The sequence below is a fragment of the Paractinoplanes globisporus DSM 43857 genome (assembly GCF_000379645.1).
Lineage (GTDB): Bacteria > Actinomycetota > Actinomycetes > Mycobacteriales > Micromonosporaceae > Actinoplanes > Actinoplanes globisporus.
In genome coordinates, this window is record NZ_KB903306.1 from 432,736 (window position 1) to 449,222 (window position 16,487).

14 protein-coding genes and 2 pseudogenes are annotated in these 16,487 nt (G+C 70.2%); 2 read left to right on the plus strand and 14 right to left on the minus strand.

What is annotated here, in order from left to right; genetic code table 11:
* Positions 1-137: 137 nt before the first annotated feature.
* From A3CQ_RS0122345 to A3CQ_RS0122355, 3 genes are all read right to left on the minus strand, one after another.
* On the minus strand, positions 138-893 hold the full coding sequence (locus tag A3CQ_RS0122345) for a hypothetical protein (protein ID WP_026206032.1): 756 nt from the start codon (positions 891-893) through the stop codon (positions 138-140).
* Between the two features lie 82 nt (positions 894-975).
* Positions 976-1,503, minus strand: coding sequence for a peptide deformylase (def, locus tag A3CQ_RS0122350; RefSeq protein WP_020513180.1), 528 nt, complete (start codon positions 1,501-1,503; stop codon positions 976-978).
* Positions 1,500-2,000 (minus strand): glycine cleavage system transcriptional repressor, encoded by a 501-nt coding sequence (locus A3CQ_RS0122355; RefSeq protein WP_020513181.1) that lies wholly within the window; start codon positions 1,998-2,000, stop codon positions 1,500-1,502. Before A3CQ_RS0122355 ends, def begins: the two co-directional genes overlap by 4 nt.
* Positions 2,001-2,111: 111 nt before the next feature.
* Between A3CQ_RS0122355 and A3CQ_RS0122360 the strand changes: the two genes are divergently transcribed.
* Entirely contained in the window at positions 2,112-3,008 is an 897-nt protein-coding gene (locus tag A3CQ_RS0122360) for an HhH-GPD family protein (RefSeq protein WP_026206033.1), read from the plus strand.
* Here the strand turns inward: A3CQ_RS0122360 and A3CQ_RS0122365 are convergent.
* From A3CQ_RS0122365 to A3CQ_RS0122415, 11 genes and pseudogenes are all read right to left on the minus strand, one after another.
* The gene (locus tag A3CQ_RS0122365) at positions 3,005-3,973 is read right to left on the minus strand and encodes an arabinan endo-1,5-alpha-L-arabinosidase (RefSeq protein WP_020513183.1); all 969 of its coding nucleotides are present in this window, start codon (positions 3,971-3,973) and stop codon (positions 3,005-3,007) included. The two genes, A3CQ_RS0122360 and A3CQ_RS0122365, sit on opposite strands and share 4 nt — an antisense overlap.
* 196 nt (positions 3,974-4,169) lie before the next feature.
* The gene (locus tag A3CQ_RS0122370) at positions 4,170-6,695 is read right to left on the minus strand and encodes an ATP-dependent Clp protease ATP-binding subunit (RefSeq protein ID WP_020513184.1); all 2,526 of its coding nucleotides are present in this window, start codon (positions 6,693-6,695) and stop codon (positions 4,170-4,172) included.
* 359 nt (positions 6,696-7,054) lie between these two features.
* Positions 7,055-7,411, minus strand: coding sequence for a histone-like nucleoid-structuring protein Lsr2 (locus A3CQ_RS0122375; protein WP_020513185.1), 357 nt, complete (start codon positions 7,409-7,411; stop codon positions 7,055-7,057).
* A 93-nt stretch (positions 7,412-7,504) separates the two neighbouring features.
* On the minus strand, positions 7,505-9,013 hold the full coding sequence (gene lysS, locus A3CQ_RS0122380; protein WP_020513186.1) for a lysine--tRNA ligase: 1,509 nt from the start codon (positions 9,011-9,013) through the stop codon (positions 7,505-7,507).
* Between the two features lie 58 nt (positions 9,014-9,071).
* Positions 9,072-9,830 carry a type III pantothenate kinase gene (locus tag A3CQ_RS0122385; RefSeq protein WP_020513187.1) on the minus strand — a complete coding sequence of 253 codons (759 nt, stop codon included), beginning with the start codon at positions 9,828-9,830 and terminating at the stop codon, positions 9,072-9,074.
* Positions 9,831-10,679, minus strand: coding sequence for a carboxylating nicotinate-nucleotide diphosphorylase (gene nadC / locus A3CQ_RS0122390; protein ID WP_020513188.1), 849 nt, complete (start codon positions 10,677-10,679; stop codon positions 9,831-9,833).
* A complete protein-coding gene (locus A3CQ_RS0122395; RefSeq protein WP_020513189.1) occupies positions 10,676-12,322 on the minus strand; it encodes an L-aspartate oxidase in 1,647 nt (548 codons plus the stop codon). Before A3CQ_RS0122395 ends, nadC begins: the two co-directional genes overlap by 4 nt.
* 63 nt (positions 12,323-12,385) lie before the next feature.
* Entirely contained in the window at positions 12,386-13,294 is a 909-nt protein-coding gene (locus tag A3CQ_RS0122400) for a septum formation family protein (protein ID WP_026206034.1), read from the minus strand.
* A 163-nt stretch (positions 13,295-13,457) separates the two neighbouring features.
* The gene (gene panD, locus A3CQ_RS0122405; RefSeq protein WP_020513191.1) at positions 13,458-13,883 is read right to left on the minus strand and encodes an aspartate 1-decarboxylase; all 426 of its coding nucleotides are present in this window, start codon (positions 13,881-13,883) and stop codon (positions 13,458-13,460) included.
* Entirely contained in the window at positions 13,883-14,731 is an 849-nt protein-coding gene (gene panC, locus A3CQ_RS0122410; protein ID WP_020513192.1) for a pantoate--beta-alanine ligase, read from the minus strand. Before panC ends, panD begins: the two co-directional genes overlap by 1 nt.
* 170 nt (positions 14,732-14,901) lie before the next feature.
* Positions 14,902-15,774: pseudogene (locus A3CQ_RS0122415) on the minus strand (Rossmann-like and DUF2520 domain-containing protein); the annotation flags it as partial.
* Between the two features lie 140 nt (positions 15,775-15,914).
* Here A3CQ_RS0122415 and A3CQ_RS0122420 point away from each other — a divergent pair.
* Positions 15,915-16,487: pseudogene (locus tag A3CQ_RS0122420) on the plus strand (hypothetical protein); the annotation flags it as partial.

Genomic DNA, 16,487 nt, shown 5'->3' on the forward strand with positions numbered 1-16,487 from the left:
GCACGAAAGTGCGACTGTTCGGCCCATAAGAGCGGACGAGTCGCCGGTAACAACTACGGTGCGTAATCAAGAAGTCCCCGCGCGCGCAGAAACCACCGCATTCGGGGCAAGTCGGCGGCCGCAAGCGCGGCGAGCGCTCAGGCCGCGAGCGTGATCACGACGGGGTCGCTGATCAGCGTGCCCAGCCGCGCCCGCAGCTCGAACTGCCCGGGCGGTGGGGCCGGGCCCGACGCCGTGGTCCCGGTGCAGGCACTGGACTGCCGTCCGTTCCAGGTGACCTTGTACGACCGCACGTTGCCCGGCGCGAACTGGCGTACGTCGCTGCTCTTGTCGTTGCTGCAGGTGTCCGACGACCAGTACTTGCGGGCGCCCACCTCGATGTACAGCTCCTGCGCGCCGGCGCCGACGTCACGGCTGCAGGTGCGGGTGCCGGTGTTCTTGACCGTCAGCGTGATGTCGAGCGGCGTGCCGCGCTTCACCGACGTCTGGGCCGCGCTGGCCGACACCGCGAACTCGTTGTCGGCGCAGGAGCCGTCGGCGGGGGCGGTGACGTTGGTGTTCTGCCCCGCGGCCGTGGTCGCGCCCGTCGTGGGCGTACCGCCGTCGCCGTCGTCGTTCGGGTTCTTGGACTCGAGGTCGCCGAGGGCCGGCAGGGACGGTCCGCTGCCGCCGGGCACACCGTCCAGGAAGGACGGATCGTCCGACGGGGAGGTCTTGTCGGGAGCCGGGGTGGGGTACGACGACGCCGGGGCGGCCTTGCCGTGCTGGTCGTCCTTGTCGCCGCCGGAACAGGAAACGAACAGCACGATGATGCCGAGCAGTACCGCGCCCAGCACGACCGCACGCCGCCGCCAGTAGACGGCGGGAGGAAGGGAACCAACCGTCGTTCGCATGATGGGGCCACCGTAAACCCGGACACCCTCGGCCAAGGCCGCGACGCGCCGGGTATGCGACACCGACTCGCCTTGCCCGTCGTTAGAGATAGACCTTCCGCTGGTAGATCGCGTGCGCGCCGGCCACCCGATCGAGGAAAAGTTTCCCGTCACAGTGGTCTATCTCGTGTTGCAGGGCGCGCGCCTCGAAGGCATCGGTGGTGATGGTGACCGGCTCGCCCGTGCCGGGCGCGATGGCCTCGACGACGACCCGTCCGGCCCGCCTCACGTCGCCGGTGAGATCGGGCACGGACATGCAGCCCTCCCGCCCGGCCTTCCACCGGCTCGCCTCGACGACCTTCGCGTTGCAGAGCACGAACGTGCCGTGGGTGGTGACCGCCTTGGGATGCCCGCCCACGTCGACGGCGAAGACCTGGGCGCCGACGCCGACCTGCGGAGCGGCCAACCCGACACAGCCGGGCGAGACCCGCATGGTGGCGACGAGGTCGGCCGCGAGCTGGACGATTGCCGGGTCGGTCGGGTCGACCTCGACGCCGGTCGCGCTCAGCACCGAGGCCGGCGCGGTGACGACCGGCAGAACCCGGCCACCCGGCAGATCCGGAAGTTTCATAAAATCTCCGACTCGGCGCGGCGCAACGTCACGTCGACCCCGAGCTCGGAAGCGGCCACGGCGAGATGCTCGGCCAACTCGTCCTCGGCGCCCGAGGGCAGGTCGACCTCGGCGATCAGCACGTACAGGGTGCCGGCGAGTCGGGTGCTCAGGTCGGTGATGTTGCCGCCGCCCGCCGCGACCTCCCGGGTCACCGCGGCGACGATGCCGAGCCGGTCGGCGCCGTGCACACTCACGACCCAGGGCTCGCCGTCGGCGGCCACATCCGCCTGCGAAACCTCGCGCACGGTCGTGGTCACCCCGTCGAGGGGTTCCAGCGCCATCGCCGCGGCCTCGGCCGAGGTGCCGGTGCAGATCAGCGTCATCGCGAAGTGGCCGCGGAGACGGGTCATCGTGGAGTCGGTCAGGTTGGCGCCGAGGCCGGCGAGCGCCTCGGCCACATCGGCGACGATGCCCGTACGGTCGGGGCCGATGACGGTGATCGCAAGCTCGTGCACCCGCCTACAGTAAGTGGTGCCATGACCGCCCGCACCGAGCGGCACTTCCGTAAGTTGACCGCCCAGGCCGCAGGCGAGGGCCAGAAGGGCATGGCGGAAGATGGCACTGCCATGACTTTCGCCGATGATGCCATCGCCTGGTTCGACCAGAATGCCCGCGATCTGCCCTGGCGGCAGCCGACCACGAGCGCCTGGGGCGTGCTGGTCAGTGAGGTGATGCTCCAGCAGACCCCGGTCGTCCGGGTCGAGCCCGCCTGGCGCTCCTGGATGACCCGCTGGCCCACCCCGGCCGACCTGGCCGCCGACCCGCCGTCCGAGGCGATCCGGATGTGGGGGCGGCTCGGCTACCCGCGCCGGGCGATGCGCCTGCACGCCTGCGCGGTCGCGATCGTCGAGCGGCACGGCGGCGTGGTGCCCGACGACCTCGATCAGCTGCTGGCCCTGCCCGGCGTCGGCACCTACACGGGCCGGGCGGTCGCCACCTTCGCGTACGGGCAGCGGCACCCGGTCGTCGACACCAACGTGCGCCGGGTGGTGGCCCGGGCCGTCGAGGGCAAACCGGACGCGGGCGCGAACACGACAGCAGCCGACCTGGTCGCGGTGGCAGACCTGCTTCCCGAGGACGAGAAACGGGCCGCGCGGGCGAGCATCGCGTTCATGGAGCTCGGCGCGATCGTCTGCACGGCCCGCGCCCCGCGCTGCCCGCTGTGCCCGTTCGAGGCCTCCTGCGCGTGGCGGGCGAGCGGCCGGGAACTGCCCGAGGGGCCGAGCCGCAAGCCGCAGCGGTACGCGGGCACCGACCGCCAGGTGCGCGGCCTGCTGCTCGAGGTGCTGCGGCACGCCACCGGTCCGGTGCCCCGGCAGCGCCTCGACATGGTCTGGCAGGACGAGCGGCAGCGGGCCCGCGCGCTGGCCGGGCTGGTCGAGGACGGCCTGGTCGAGCCGCTGGGCGCCGACGACTTCGTGCTGGCCGGCGACGCCGAGCGGCCTTCCGCACAGCCCCTCTAGTACACGTACGGCCAGCCGCTGGAGTCGTACCCGATGAGGTTGATCCCGAGGCGGGCGGCGCCGTTGTCCGCGTAGTAGTGGTACACGAGCACGTCCGCGTCGGAGTCGGTGAAGACCGACTGCCCGCCCGGGCCGTGGATGCTGCCGTGCCCGGCCAGGATCTCGCTGCCGCCGCCGCTGGTCATGGCCGTCCCGTTCTTGTCGACGAACGGTCCGGTCACGCTGGTCGAACGACCCACCATGATCCGGTACGTGCTGGACGCGCCCCGGCAGCAGAGATCGAACGAGACGTACAGGTAGTAGTAGGACCCGTGGCGGAACAGGAACGGCGCCTCGATCGCGCCGCCGCCGCGTCCGGCGATCGAGCGGATCGTGCTGTCGAGCCGCTTGCCGGTGGACGTGTTGAGCTGCACCTGCTTGATGCCGGACCAGAACGAGCCGAAGCTCAGCCACCACCGGCCGGACGGGTCGACGTAGAGGTTCGGGTCGATCGCGTTGAAGTTGTCGCTGGTGACCGACTCGATGACCAGGCCCTGGTTGGACCAGCTGCCGGAGGCACCGGTGCTGCTGGTGGCCAGGAAGATCGCCGAGTGGTTCGAGCCGAACGTCGAGGCCGCGTAGTACATGAAGTACTTACCGTTACGGTAGGAGATATCGGGCGCCCAGAGGTTCGCGCTGCCCCCGGTGTACGAGGTGGTCCAGGACGCGCCGCTCGGGAAGGCCACGCCGGCGTCCCGGAAGGCCGTGCGGTCGGTCGAGGTCTTCAGCGTGATGTTGTTGCCGGTGTGCGCGATCAGGTACGTGCCGTCGGGCTTCTTGACGATGCCCGGATCGTGCACGTTGATGCTGCCGGTCACCACGCCAGGGTTGGGATAGGTCGCGGCGTCGGCGGTGTTGACGCCGACGACCGTGCCGGCGGCCGCGACCAGGGCGACCGCGGCGGCAAGCGCTTTCCTACGGAGCACGGTACTCACCTCTCGAACGCTGATATTTCCGGGGTGTTACCGCTAGAGTGAACGTTCACATAGATGAACGTCAAGCAATAGTGCCCCGGTATCAGGCTGTTTGAAAGATGACCATGGCCCCTGATGTTGCCGTGCACAACGCGAAGGGACCCCCGCCCACAAACAGCGTGGACAGGGGTCCCTCAGAACGTTGCCGTTACTCCTCGGTGGAGGGGGCGGCTCCCAGGTCGGCCGGAACCGCGTCTGGGACCGTGACGCCGCGGTCGGCGCCTCGGAAGGAGAGCTTGGACTTCTCGACGTTGGCCGGGTCGCCCTCGCAGTCCACGACGACGATCTGGCCGGGGCGCAGCTCGTTGAAGAGGATCTGCTCGGAAAGGCTGTCTTCCAGGTCGCGCTGGATCGTGCGGCGCAGCGGCCGCGCGCCCAGCACCGGGTCGAAGCCCTTGTTCGCCAGGTACTTCTTCGCGTTGTCGGTCAGCTCGAGACCCATGTCCTTGTTCTTGAGCTGGCCCTCGATGCGCGAGGTGAAGATGTCGACGATCTGGAGGATCTCGTCCTGGCGGAGCTGGTGGAAGACGATCGTGTCGTCGATGCGGTTCAGGAACTCCGGGCGGAAGTGCTGCTTCAGCTCGTCGTTGACCTTGACCTTCATCCGGTCGTAGTTGCTCTCGGTGTCCTCCGAGGCCTGGAAGCCCAGCGACACCGCCTTCGCCACGTCCCGGGTGCCGAGGTTGGTGGTCAGGATGATGACCGTGTTCTTGAAGTCGACGATCCGGCCCTGACCGTCGGTCAGCCGGCCGTCCTCAAGAATCTGCAGCAGCGTGTTGAAGACGTCGGGGTGAGCCTTCTCGATCTCGTCGAAGAGGACCACCGAGAACGGCTTGCGACGCACCTTCTCCGTCAGCTGACCACCCTCGTCGTAGCCCACGTACCCGGGAGGCGCACCGACGAGTCGGGACACCGTGTACCGGTCGTGGAACTCCGACATGTCCAGCTGGATCAGCGCGTCCTCGGAGCCGAACAGGAACTCGGCCAGCGCCTTGGACAGCTCGGTCTTACCGACGCCGGACGGGCCGGCGAAGATGAACGAGCCGGACGGCCGCTTCGGGTCCTTCAGGCCGGCCCGGGTGCGGCGGATCGCCTTGGAGACGGCCTTGACCGCGTCCTCCTGGCCGATGACCCGCTTGTGCAGCTCGTCCTCCATGCGGAGCAGACGGGACGTCTCCTCCTCGGTGAGCTTGTACACCGGGATGCCGGTCCAGTTGCCCAGGACCTCGGCGATCTGCTCGTCGTCGACCTCGGACACGACGTCGAGGTCGCCGGCCTTCCACTCCCGCTCGCGCTGGGCCTTCTGGCCGAGCAGCTGCTTCTCCTTGTCGCGCAGCTGGGCGGCGCGCTCGAAGTCCTGCGCGTCGATCGCGGACTCCTTGTCGCGACGCACCTGGGCGATGCGCTCGTCGAAGTCGCGCAGGTCCGGCGGCGCGGTCATCCGGCGGATACGCATCCGGGCGCCGGCCTCGTCGATCAGGTCGATCGCCTTGTCCGGCAGGAAGCGGTCCGAGATGTACCGGTCGGCCAGCGTCGCGGCGGCCACCAGGGCGGCGTCCGTGATGCTGATCCGGTGGTGCGCCTCGTAGCGGTCGCGGAGACCCTTGAGGATCTCGATGGTGTGCGCCAGGGACGGCTCGCCGACCTGGATCGGCTGGAAGCGGCGCTCGAGCGCGGCGTCCTTCTCCAGGTGCTTGCGGTACTCGTCGAGCGTGGTCGCGCCGATGGTCTGCAGCTCGCCGCGGGCCAGCATCGGCTTCAGGATGCTTGCCGCGTCGATCGCGCCCTCGGCCGCGCCGGCGCCCACCAGCGTGTGGATCTCGTCGATGAACAGGATGATGTCGCCGCGGGTGCGGATCTCCTTGAGCACCTTCTTGAGGCGCTCCTCGAAGTCACCGCGGTAGCGGGAACCGGCGACCAGCGCGCCCAGGTCGAGCGTGTACAGCTGCTTGTCCTTGAGCGTCTCGGGCACCTCGCCCTTGACGATCGACTGGGACAGGCCCTCGACGACGGCGGTCTTGCCGACACCGGGCTCGCCGATGAGCACCGGGTTGTTCTTGGTACGGCGGGAGAGCACCTGCATGACCCGCTCGATTTCCTTTTCCCGGCCGATGACCGGGTCGAGCTTGCCCTCGCGGGCGGCCTGCGTCAGGTTGCGTCCGAACTGGTCGAGCACCAGCGACGTGGACGGAGCAGCCTCGCCCGCCGCGGCGCCGGCCGCGGCCGGCTCCTTGCCCTGGTAGCCCGAGAGCAGTTGGATGACCTGCTGGCGGACCCGGTTGAGGTCGGCGCCGAGCTTGACCAGCACCTGGGCAGCGACGCCCTCGCCCTCCCGGATCAAGCCGAGCAGGATGTGCTCGGTTCCGATGTAGTTGTGACCCAGCTGCAAAGCCTCGCGCAGCGAAAGCTCCAGCACCTTCTTCGCCCGCGGCGTGAACGGGATGTGCCCGCTCGGCGCCTGCTGACCCTGGCCGATGATCTCTTCGACCTGTTGCCGGACGCCCTCCAACGAGATGCCCAGGCTCTCGAGAGCCTTGGCGGCGACACCCTCGCCCTCGTGGATCAGGCCAAGCAGGATGTGCTCGGTCCCGATGTAGTTGTGGTTGAGCATCCGGGCCTCTTCTTGGGCCAGGACGACAACCCGTCGCGCTCGGTCGGTGAACCGCTCGAACATGCCCTCGTGCTCCTCACGTGCCGTGCGCCAATGCTGAGCCTGTCTCAACAGCTGGCGGGGCCAGCGCACGGGCATCGGTGATGCCCGTGCTGTAACTCTATCGCCGCCCGGGCGTTCTGCTGGGCCCTCGTGGCCCGGCGAAACCGTCCGCAACGTTGATTTAGCCAACTTCGCACGCTCAGCGGCTGTTCCCCCACCCGAACGAGTACGCGGACAGCGAAATCGCCGGAGGTCGTGCGTCCACAGCCTGTGGACAACCCTCTCCACACCTGTGGATAACTCTACGTAACGTCCGGAAAGATCACCCCAAAAAGCACAGGGCCCGTCGCGCATCGCGCGACGGGCCCCGACGAAGTGCTCTAGCTCCGGCCCGGACCTTTCGCGTGGAACTCGTCCACGATCTCCTGGGGGATGCGTCCCCGGTCGGAGATGTCCTTGCCGGCCTTCTTGGCCCACTCCCGAATCGCCTTGTTCTGCTCCCGGTCGGCGGTCGCGCCACCGCGGCCGCGTGCGGCCCGGCCCCCCACGACCACACCGCCGCGGGCGACCCGCGCACCGGCCCCCACGTAGGGAGCGAAGACGTCCCGCAATTTAGCGGCGTTCTTCTCCGAGAGGTCGATCTCGTACTGAATGCCGTCGAGCGCGAACTTGACGGTCTCCTCGGCGTCACCGCCGTCGAGGTCATCGACCAGCTTGTGAATGATCTGCTTGGCCACGCGCCGCTATCCTCCCGAACACAGGTTCTGTCTCCCGCAACGGACAAGACAATAACGCCAGGGCGGCAGTATCCGTCAATGGCGGGTCGTATATTACTCGGCCCGGACCAACGGGAACAGGATCGTTTCCCGAATGCCCAGCCCGGTCAGCGCCATCAACAGCCGGTCGATTCCCATTCCCATCCCGCCGGTCGGCGGCATTCCGTACTCCATGGCGCGCAGGAAATCCTCGTCCAGCTGCATGGCCTCGGGATCGCCGCCGGCGGCCAGCAACGACTGCGCCACCAGCCGTTCGCGCTGCACCACCGGGTCGACCAACTCGGAATACGCGGTCGCCAGCTCGAACCCGTTGACGTACAGGTCCCACTTCTCGGTGAGGCCCGGAGTTTCCCGGTGGGCCCGGGTCAGCGGCGCGGTCTCTTCCGGATAATCCCGTACAAATGTCGGCTGCTGGAGGGTGTGCACGACCAGGTGCTCGAAGAGCTCCTCGGCCAGCTTGCCGTTGCTCCACTTCGGGTCGACGGAAAGGTCATGCTTTTCCGCGTACCGCTCGAGTTGTGCCCGATCGGTCATCACCGTGACTTCTTCGCCGAGCGCGGCCGAGAGCGAGCCGAACAGGGTCACCGCCGGCCACTGGCCGCCGAAGTCCCACTCGGTGCCGTCGTAGTGGGTCACGATGTGGGTGCCGCCGACCGCGAACGCCGCCTCCTGAATCCACTCCTGTACCTGCTGCTGCATCACGTTGTAGTCGGCGTACGCCTGGTAGGCCTCGAGCATCGCGAACTCCGGCGAGTGACTCGAGTCCATACCCTCATTGCGGAAGTTCCGGTTGATCTCGAAGACCCGCTCGATGCCGCCGACCACGGCGCGCTTCAAAAACAGTTCCGGCGCGATCCGCAGATAGAGATCCGTGTCCAGCGCGTTGCTGTGCGTCACAAACGGGCGGGCCGCCGCGCCGCCGTGCAGCAACTGCAACATTGGCGTTTCCACCTCGAGGAAATTGCGGCGGAACAGCGACTCGCGCAGGCTGCGCACCACGGTGGCCCGCGTCCGCACGGTCTCGCGCGCCTGCGGGCGAACGATCAGATCGACGTACCGCTGGCGGATTCGCGTCTCCTCGGAGAGCGGCTTGTGGGCGACCGGCAGCGGGCGCAGCGCCTTGGCGCTGATCGCCCACGAGTCGGCGAGCACGGAGAGCTCACCCCGCCGGCTGGTGATCACCTCGCCGGTGATCCCGACCAGGTCACCGAGGTCGACCAGGTGCTTCCAGTCGGTGAGGGCCTGCTCGCCCACCTTGTCGAGGGAGAGCATGGCCTGCAGCTCGGTGCCGTCACCGTCACGCAGGGTCGCGAAACACAGCTTGCCGCCGTTGCGGATGAAGATCACCCGCCCGGTGATCGAGACGGTGTCGCCGCTGGCGGAGTCGGTGGCCAGCTCGGCGTACTTCTCCCGGATCTCCTTCAGCGTCGCGGTGCGGGGCAGGTTGACCGGGTACGGCGGGACGCCCTCGGCGAGGAACCGCTCCCGCTTGGCCCGGCGGACCCGGATCTGCTCGGGGAGGTCCTCAGCGGGATCGGTCGGCGGCACATTCTGCTCGGTCACGGCACGACTCTCTGTGGGAATTCAAACAACGACAGCGAACAAGCCTACTGAGGGCTCGTCAGACGTTCCGCTCATATACCATGCGCAGCCCGATCAGCGTGATCATCGGCTCGTGCGCGGTGAGCGTGCGGCACTCGTCCTTGACCAGGCCGGCCAGCCCGCCGGTGGCGATCACGGCCTTGACCGGCCCGATCTCCTCGATCATTCGCTCGACGATCCGGTCGACCTGCCCGGCGAAGCCGTAGTACATGCCCGACTGCAGGCACTCGACCGTGTTCTTGCCGATCACCGAGCGGGGCATGGCCGGCTCGACCTTGCGCAGCTGGGCCGCGCGGGCCGCGAGCGCGTCGAAGGAGATCTCGATACCGGGCGCGAACGCACCGCCGAGGAACTCGCCCTTCGCGCTGATCACGTCGAAGTTGGTGGTGGTGCCGAAGTCGACCACGATCGACGGGCCGCCGTAGAGGGAGTGCGCGGCCAGCGTGTTGACCACCCGGTCGGCGCCGACCTCCTTGGGGTTGTCGATGGCCAGCTGCACCCCGGTCTTGACGCCCGGCTCGACGATCACGTTGGGCAGGTCGCCGTAGTACCGGCCGAGCATCGTGCGCAGGCTGCGCAGCGCGGCCGGCACGGTCGAGCAGGCGGCCACCCCGGTGATCTCCACGTTGTCGCCGGCCAGCAGACCGCGGAACATCAGCCCCAGCTCGTCGGCGGTGTTGCGGGAATCGGTCTTGACCCGCCAGTTGTGCACCAGCTTGTCGCCGTCGAACGTGGCGAGAACGGTGTTGGTGTTACCGATGTCGATACACAGGAGCATCTAAGGCCTCAGGTCCATGGCGATGTCGAGGATTGGTGACGAGTGTGTCAGGCCACCCACCGACAGGTAATCGACGCCGGTCGCCGCGTATTCCGAGACGGTGGCGAGCGTGAGGTTCCCGGTCGCCTCGAGCTCGGCCCGGTCGCCCACCGCGGAGACCACCGAGGCCAGCAGCCCGGGCGTCATGTTGTCGCAGAGCAGGAAGGTCGCCCCCGCCTCGACCGCCTCCAGCGCCTCGGCCAGGGTGGTCACCTCGACCTGCACCGGGACGTCGGGAAAGGCCGAGCGCACCAGCCGGTACGCCGCCGTGATGCCGCCCGCCGCCAGCTTGTGGTTGTCCTTGATCATCGCGACGTCGTAGAGGCCCATGCGCTTGTTCGTGCCGCCGCCGGCCCGCACCGCGTACTTCTCCAGGTGCCGCAGGCCCGGGGTGGTCTTGCGGGTGTCCAGCACGGTCGCCTTGGTGCCGGCCAGCGCGTCGGCCCACTTGCGGGTGTGTGTGGCCACCCCCGACATGCGGCACAGCAGGTTGAGGGCGGTGCGCTCGGCGGTCAGCAACGCCCGGGTCGGGCCGCTGACCACGGCGAGCACGTCGCCGCGGCCTACGCGGTCGCCCTCGGCCACCCGCGGCTCGAAGGTGGCCCGGCCGCCGGAGGTGGCCGCGAAGACCTCCAGCGCGACTGGCAGCCCCGCCACCACGCCGTCGGCCCGGGCCACGAGCTCGGCCGTGTTCACCTGGCCGGCCGGGATGGTGGCCTCGCTGGTCACGTCGCGCGGCGGGTCGCCCAGGTCCTCGCCGAGGGCGGTGTAGACGACCCGGCGGACCTCTTCAAGATCCAACTCGTTCACAGCATCTCCTCGAAGGTCTGGGTCAGCACGCCCTTGGGCGACAGTCCGTTCAGCAGGTGGCCGCGCCACTCGTCCTCGGCCACCGGGTAGTCCTCCCGCCAGTGACAGCCCCGCGTCTCGAGCCGGGTCGAGGCCGAGGCGACCAGCGCCGACGCCACGGTCAGCAGGTTCGTCGCCTCCCAGGCCGCGTTGCGCGGGGTGGTGCGCAGCCCGGCCAACCGGGTCAGCTCCTTCGCGGTGCCGGCCAGCGAGCCGGCCGAGCGAAGCACACCCGCGCCCCGGGTCATCGCCCTCTGCAACTCGCCGCGGATCGCCGGGTCGGCCACCCAGGCCGGTCCGGCCGGGCCGGAAAATGGGTCGGCCTGCGGCGGCAGGTCGCGGGCGATGTCGTCGGCGATCCGCTTGGCGAAGACCAGGCCCTCCAGCAGCGAGTTGCTGGCCAGCCGGTTCGCGCCGTGCACGCCGGTGCAGGCCACCTCGCCGCACGCGTACAGGCCGGGGATGGTGGTGCGGCCGTGCAGGTCGGTGCGGACGCCGCCGGAGGCGTAGTGGGCGGCCGGAGCGACCGGGATCAGCTCGGTGGCCGGGTCGATGCCGGCCGAGCGGGTCGAGGCCACGATCGTCGGGAAGCGGTGCTCGAGGAACTCGGCGCCCAGGTGGCGGGCGTCGAGGTAGACGTGGTCGGCGCCGGTGTCCAGCAGCACCCGGTGGATGCCCTTGGCCACCACGTCGCGCGGGGCCAGCTCGGCGAGCTCGTGCCGGCCCACCATGAACCGCTTGCCGGCCTCGTCGACCAGATGGGCGCCCTCGCCGCGCAGCGCCTCGGAGATCAACGGACGCTGCACCGAGGTGACCGCGGCGCTCACGAACGACGTCGGGTGGAACTGCACGAACTCCACGTCGGTGACGACCGCGCCGGCCCGGATCGCGAGCGCGACGCCGTCGCCGGTGGAGACCGACGGGTTCGTGGTCGAGGAGTAGATCTGGCCCATCCCGCCGGTGGCCAGCACCACCGCGCGGGCCAGGATCGCGCCGACGCCGTCCTCGCTGCCCTCGCCGAGCACGTGCAGGGTGAGCCCGCAGGCCCGGCCGTCGGCGCCGCGCAGCAGGTCGAGCACGAGCGCGTGCTCGACGAGCTTGATCCACGGGTCGCGGCGGACCGCCTCGTGCAGGGCCCGCTGCACCTCGGCGCCGGTCGCGTCGCCGCCGGCGTGCACGATCCGGTCGGCCCGGTGTCCGCCCTCGCGGGTCAGCATCAGCGTGCCGTCCGGGTGGCGGTCGAACTCGGCGCCGATCCGCATCAGCTCGCGCACCCGGGTCGGGCCCTCCTCCACCAGCACCCGCACCGCGGCCGGGTCGCAGAGGCCAACCCCGGCGATCTCGGTGTCGTTGGCGTGCGCGGCCGGGGTGTCCAGCGGGTCGAGCACGGCGGCGATGCCGCCCTGCGCCCAGCGGGTGGAGCCGTCGTCGATGTTCACCTTGGTGACCACGGTGACGTGCAGGCCCTGTTCCCGCAGGTGCAGCGCGGCGGTCAGCCCCGCGACGCCGGAGCCCACGACCAGCACGTCGGTGGTCTCGCTCCAGCCCGGGACGGCGGCGGCAAGCCGGCGCGGCAGCTCCGGAAGATCGGCCAGAAATGACATCTGCTCAGTACACTCCGCCACCGCGACGCGCGTCACGCGGGGGCGGCATCGAAGTGGTGGCCGTTACTTGTACTGGACGGGCAGGCTCTTCGGGCCCTTGCCCTTGAGCGACGAGGTGAGCTCGGCGCCGTCCAGCCAGAGATAGCAGCGCACGCCGTAGTCGCCGAGCTGCCAGACGTCGGCGTTGCCCGGGAGCGAGACCACCCCCGTACGAAATTGAAGGTCTTTGTCGTCGGGGACGCCGGCGAACGAGGCGACCAGCGAGCGGCAACCGTCGTGGAATTTCTGCCAGGCCTTGTCGTCCTTGGGGTAGGCGAGATCCTTCGCGAACCACACCCCGACGAACTCCGCGTTGTGCTTGGCCGTGCAGCTCACTCCCGGCATGTTCGCGATCGCTCCCGAGCTGTCCATCGCGATGGCGTAACAGGTCAGCAGCAGCTCGGAGGAGCCGTCGGCGAGCGCGTTCTGCAGCGTGCCGACCCGCTGCACCAGGCCGCCGTCGTCCTCCACCGAGCTGAGCTCGAGCGCCTCGCAACGGAACCAGCGCGATCCGCCGCCCCAGGCCGCGGCGGTGGGGTGGGTGACACCGATCCAGATGCGCGCGGTACGCCACTGGCCGCCGAGGTAGGTGGTGGTCTTCTCGTCGCAGACCCGGTAGGCGGCCATGGCTCCCGCGGATCCGTCGGCGGGCGGTTCGTCGGCATCCGCGGCCGGCGACTCGTAGGTGCCGACATAGACGGTCTCCGTGCGGTGCCGCAGCTTGCAGTCGATCTCCTCATAGGTCGCCCGCGCCCCGACGGTGTTGAAGTTCGCCCCGTGACAGGTTCCCGGCGTCGGCTCGAACTCGGTGGCCGGCTCCATCGCCGCCCATCCATTGGTGAGATCGCCGTCGACCCCGCCGGGCATTCCGCAGGCCGCGAGCAGCGACAGACTCAGGCACAGGCCGGCGATGATCCCCATGCGGATCCTCATGAAATCCGATCATATGGAGATAAAAGACAACAACCAGCAAAACCCATTTTTCCGTACGCGAAAGCGGGCCCCCAACCGCAAGAGACGCGGCACCGGCTTCACACCGCGAGCAGCTGCCGCGAAAGGCCGTAGCGCGCCTCTCGCGTGAGGTGGTGGGCCGGCCTCAGACCGACAGGCTCAGATCGCCGCGGACGAGCTCGCCGGCCATCCCGTCGACCGTGGCGGCCGGGTCGGCGCCCAGCTCGATGATCTCGTTGTCCGCGTTCACGTGGACGACCCGCGGCCGGTAGGCGCGGGCCTCGGCGTCGTCCATCTGGCCGTAGGCGATCAGGATGACCAGGTCGCCCGGGTGGATCAGGTGGGCGGCCGCGCCGTTGATGCCGATCACGCCCGAGCCGCGCTCGCCCGGGATCACGTAGGTCTCGAGGCGCGCGCCGTTGGTGACGTCCACGATCGCCACCTGCTCTCCGGCGAGGAGGTCGGCCGCTTCCATGAGGTCGAGATCCACGGTCACCGAGCCGACGTAGTGCAGGTCGGCCTGGGTCACGGTGGCGCGATGAATCTTCGACTTGAGCATGGTGCGCAGCATCAGCGGTCCTTCCCGAGGCGGATCGGCGCGAGGCGGATCGGGACGTTGTCGATCAGGCGGGTACTGCCGACCCGGGCGGCGACCAGCAGGCGGGCCGCGCCCTCGGCCGGGGCCGGACCCAGGTCGGGGCCGGTCAGCGCGAGGTAGTCGACGCGTACGCCCGGCTCGTCGTCGAGGATCTTGGTGGCGGCCGCGAGGACCGTGTCGCCGTCGGTGTGTGCCGCTCCCTCGCGCAGCGCCCGGGAGAGGACCAGCGCCGAGGCGCGCTCTTGCGGCGAGAGGTAGCGGTTGCGGCTGGACAGGGCCAGGCCGTCCGGCTCGCGCACGGTCGGCACACCGACGATCTCGGTGCCCAGCTCCAGGTCGCGCGCCATCCGGCGGATCAGCGCCAGCTGCTGGAAGTCCTTCTCGCCGAAGAACGCCACCTCGGCCCGGGTGAGCAGGAGCAGCTTCTCGACGACCGTGAGCATCCCGGCGAAGTGGCCGGGCCGGCTGGCGCCCTCGAGAATCTCACCGAGCGCACCGGCGTTCATCGTGATCGACGGCGCGCCGTCCGGGTACACCTCGTCCCGGCTGGGGGCGAACACCACGCTGACGCCCTCGTCCCGGCACGCCTCGAGATCGGCCTCCAGCGTGCGCGGGTACTTGTCGAAGTCCTCGTTCGGCCCGAACTGCAACGGGTTGACAAAGATCGTCACCAGCACAAACGCCGACCGCTCACGAGCGGCCTGCATCAGCGCGCGGTGCCCGGCGTGCAGCGCTCCCATGGTCATGACAACCGCCACCCGGTCAGGCGCCGCGGCCACGGCGGCGGCCAGTTCCGCCCGGGTGTGAATCAACTCAGTCATCGCGTGCTCCCCAGGGAGTCGATCCGGCCCGGGATCACGTCCCCGTCCCCGGCCACCGCCGTCCCACCAGTCCCACCAGTCGCAGTCCCAGCAGTCGCGCCCGGCCCACCGGCCCAACCTGTCGCGCTCGCGAGCACGCCCTCGGTCTGGCGCGTCTCGCTCGGGAGCGCGCCGGCCGCGCGGGCGAGCACCTCCAGCAGCGGGGCGGCATCGTGGGGGCGCAGGCGGCCGGCGGCGATTGCGCGGTCGGCGGTGCGGCGGGCCAGCGCCAGATAGGCGGACCGGGATTCCGCCGGGATGCGGTCGAGGTGCTTGCCGACGGTGCCGGCGTCGCCGCGGGAGACCGGGCCGGTCAGGGCCGCGTCGCCCAGGCGCAGGGCGTTGTCGAGCGCGGCGCGCAGCAGCGGCTCGAGCACCCGGGCGGGCTGGTCGACACCGGCCGCGCGCAGCAGGTCGGCGGCCTCGTTGACCAGCGTGACCAGGTGGTTCGCGCCGTGCGCGAGCGCCGCGTGGTAGACCGGGCGGGCGTCCTCGGCGATCCACTCGGGCACGCCGCCGAGGTCGGCGACGAGCCGGGTGGCGACGGCGCGATCGCGGGTGGTGACGCCCCAGGCGATGCCAGGGAGCCGGTCGAGATCAGCGTCCGTGCCCGTGAAGGTCATCGCGGGATGCAGGGCCATGCCGTTCACATCGCCCAGAACGGCGAGTCCGTGAGCCCCGGAGGTGTGCGCCACGATCTGGCCGGGCCGCAGCGCGCCGGTCGCGGCCAGGCCGGCCACCACGCCGCCGAGCACGTCGTCGGGCACGGCCAGCAACAGCAGATCGTCGGCGGCGCGGGCCACGTCGTCGGCCGGCAGGATCGCGGCCTGCGGCAGAAGCCGGCGCGCGCGATCGCGGGAGGCGGCGGAGACGGCCGCGGCGGCAACCACGCGGTGGCCCGCGGCCTGGAGAGCGGCGCCCAGGACGGCCCCCACCCGGCCGGCGCCGATCACGCCGACGCTCAGGGGACGCGCACCCGCGCGGCCACGCGACATCGCGCTCATATCAGGATCCAGTCCTCGAGAAGGGGTACCGGTCGAGCAAAATTATGCGCCGCCGTAACACGCACGTGACAACACCGTGTGAACAACTGCACCGGAAGATCGGGGCCTAAGGTGTGCGTGTGACCGGGTGGCGCGCCGCGATGACCGCCGGGCTGTACGGCCCGGGCGGCTTCTTCACAGATGGCGCGAGCGGCCCATCCCACCATTTCCGGACAAGTGCGCATGCGTCGCCACTGTTCGCGACCGCCCTCCTGCGACTGGCCGAACGAGTCGACGCGGCACTCGGCCACCCGAAGACGTTCGACCTGGTCGATGTGGGCGCCGGCCGAGGCGAGCTGCTGACCACCCTGCGCACGATGCTCCCGGCCGAACTCGCCAACCGCGCCCGCCTGACCGCCGTCGAACTCGCGCCGCGCCCCGAGGGCCTCAACGGGCCAGGCGGTCTCAACGGCCCTGCGGTGCGCGGCGGTCTCGGCGGGCCGGGCGGGACCGGCGGGCCGGGCGGGACCGGCGGGCCGGGCGGGACCGGCGGGCCGGGCGGGACCGGCGGGCCGGGCGGGACCGGCGGGCCGGGCGGGCCCGACGCGGGGATTGCGTGGCGGCGGGACGTGCCTGAGGGGATCGTCGGGCTGCTGATTGCCACCGAGTGGCTCGACAACGTGCCGCTCGACATCGCCGACGTCGACGACCACGGCCGGTTGCGCCGGGTGCTG

Excerpts from the sequence above, each read along its gene's own strand:
- panC (WP_020513192.1), bottom strand. The coding sequence starts at position 14,731 with ATGACTGAGTTGATTCACACCCGGGCGGAACTGGCCGCCGCCGTGGCC.
- A3CQ_RS0122400 (WP_026206034.1), bottom strand. The coding sequence starts at position 13,294 with ATGAGGATCCGCATGGGGATCATCGCCGGCCTGTGCCTGAGTCTGTCG.
- A3CQ_RS0122370 (WP_020513184.1), bottom strand. The coding sequence starts at position 6,695 with ATGTTCGAGCGGTTCACCGACCGAGCGCGACGGGTTGTCGTCCTGGCC.
- A3CQ_RS0122385 (WP_020513187.1), bottom strand. The coding sequence starts at position 9,830 with ATGCTCCTGTGTATCGACATCGGTAACACCAACACCGTTCTCGCCACG.
- A3CQ_RS0122345 (WP_026206032.1), bottom strand. The coding sequence starts at position 893 with ATGCGAACGACGGTTGGTTCCCTTCCTCCCGCCGTCTACTGGCGGCGG.
- panD (WP_020513191.1), bottom strand. The coding sequence starts at position 13,883 with ATGCTGCGCACCATGCTCAAGTCGAAGATTCATCGCGCCACCGTGACC.
- A3CQ_RS0122395 (WP_020513189.1), bottom strand. The coding sequence starts at position 12,322 with ATGTCATTTCTGGCCGATCTTCCGGAGCTGCCGCGCCGGCTTGCCGCC.
- def (WP_020513180.1), bottom strand. The coding sequence starts at position 1,503 with ATGAAACTTCCGGATCTGCCGGGTGGCCGGGTTCTGCCGGTCGTCACC.
- A3CQ_RS0122360 (WP_026206033.1), top strand. The coding sequence starts at position 2,112 with ATGACTTTCGCCGATGATGCCATCGCCTGGTTCGACCAGAATGCCCGC.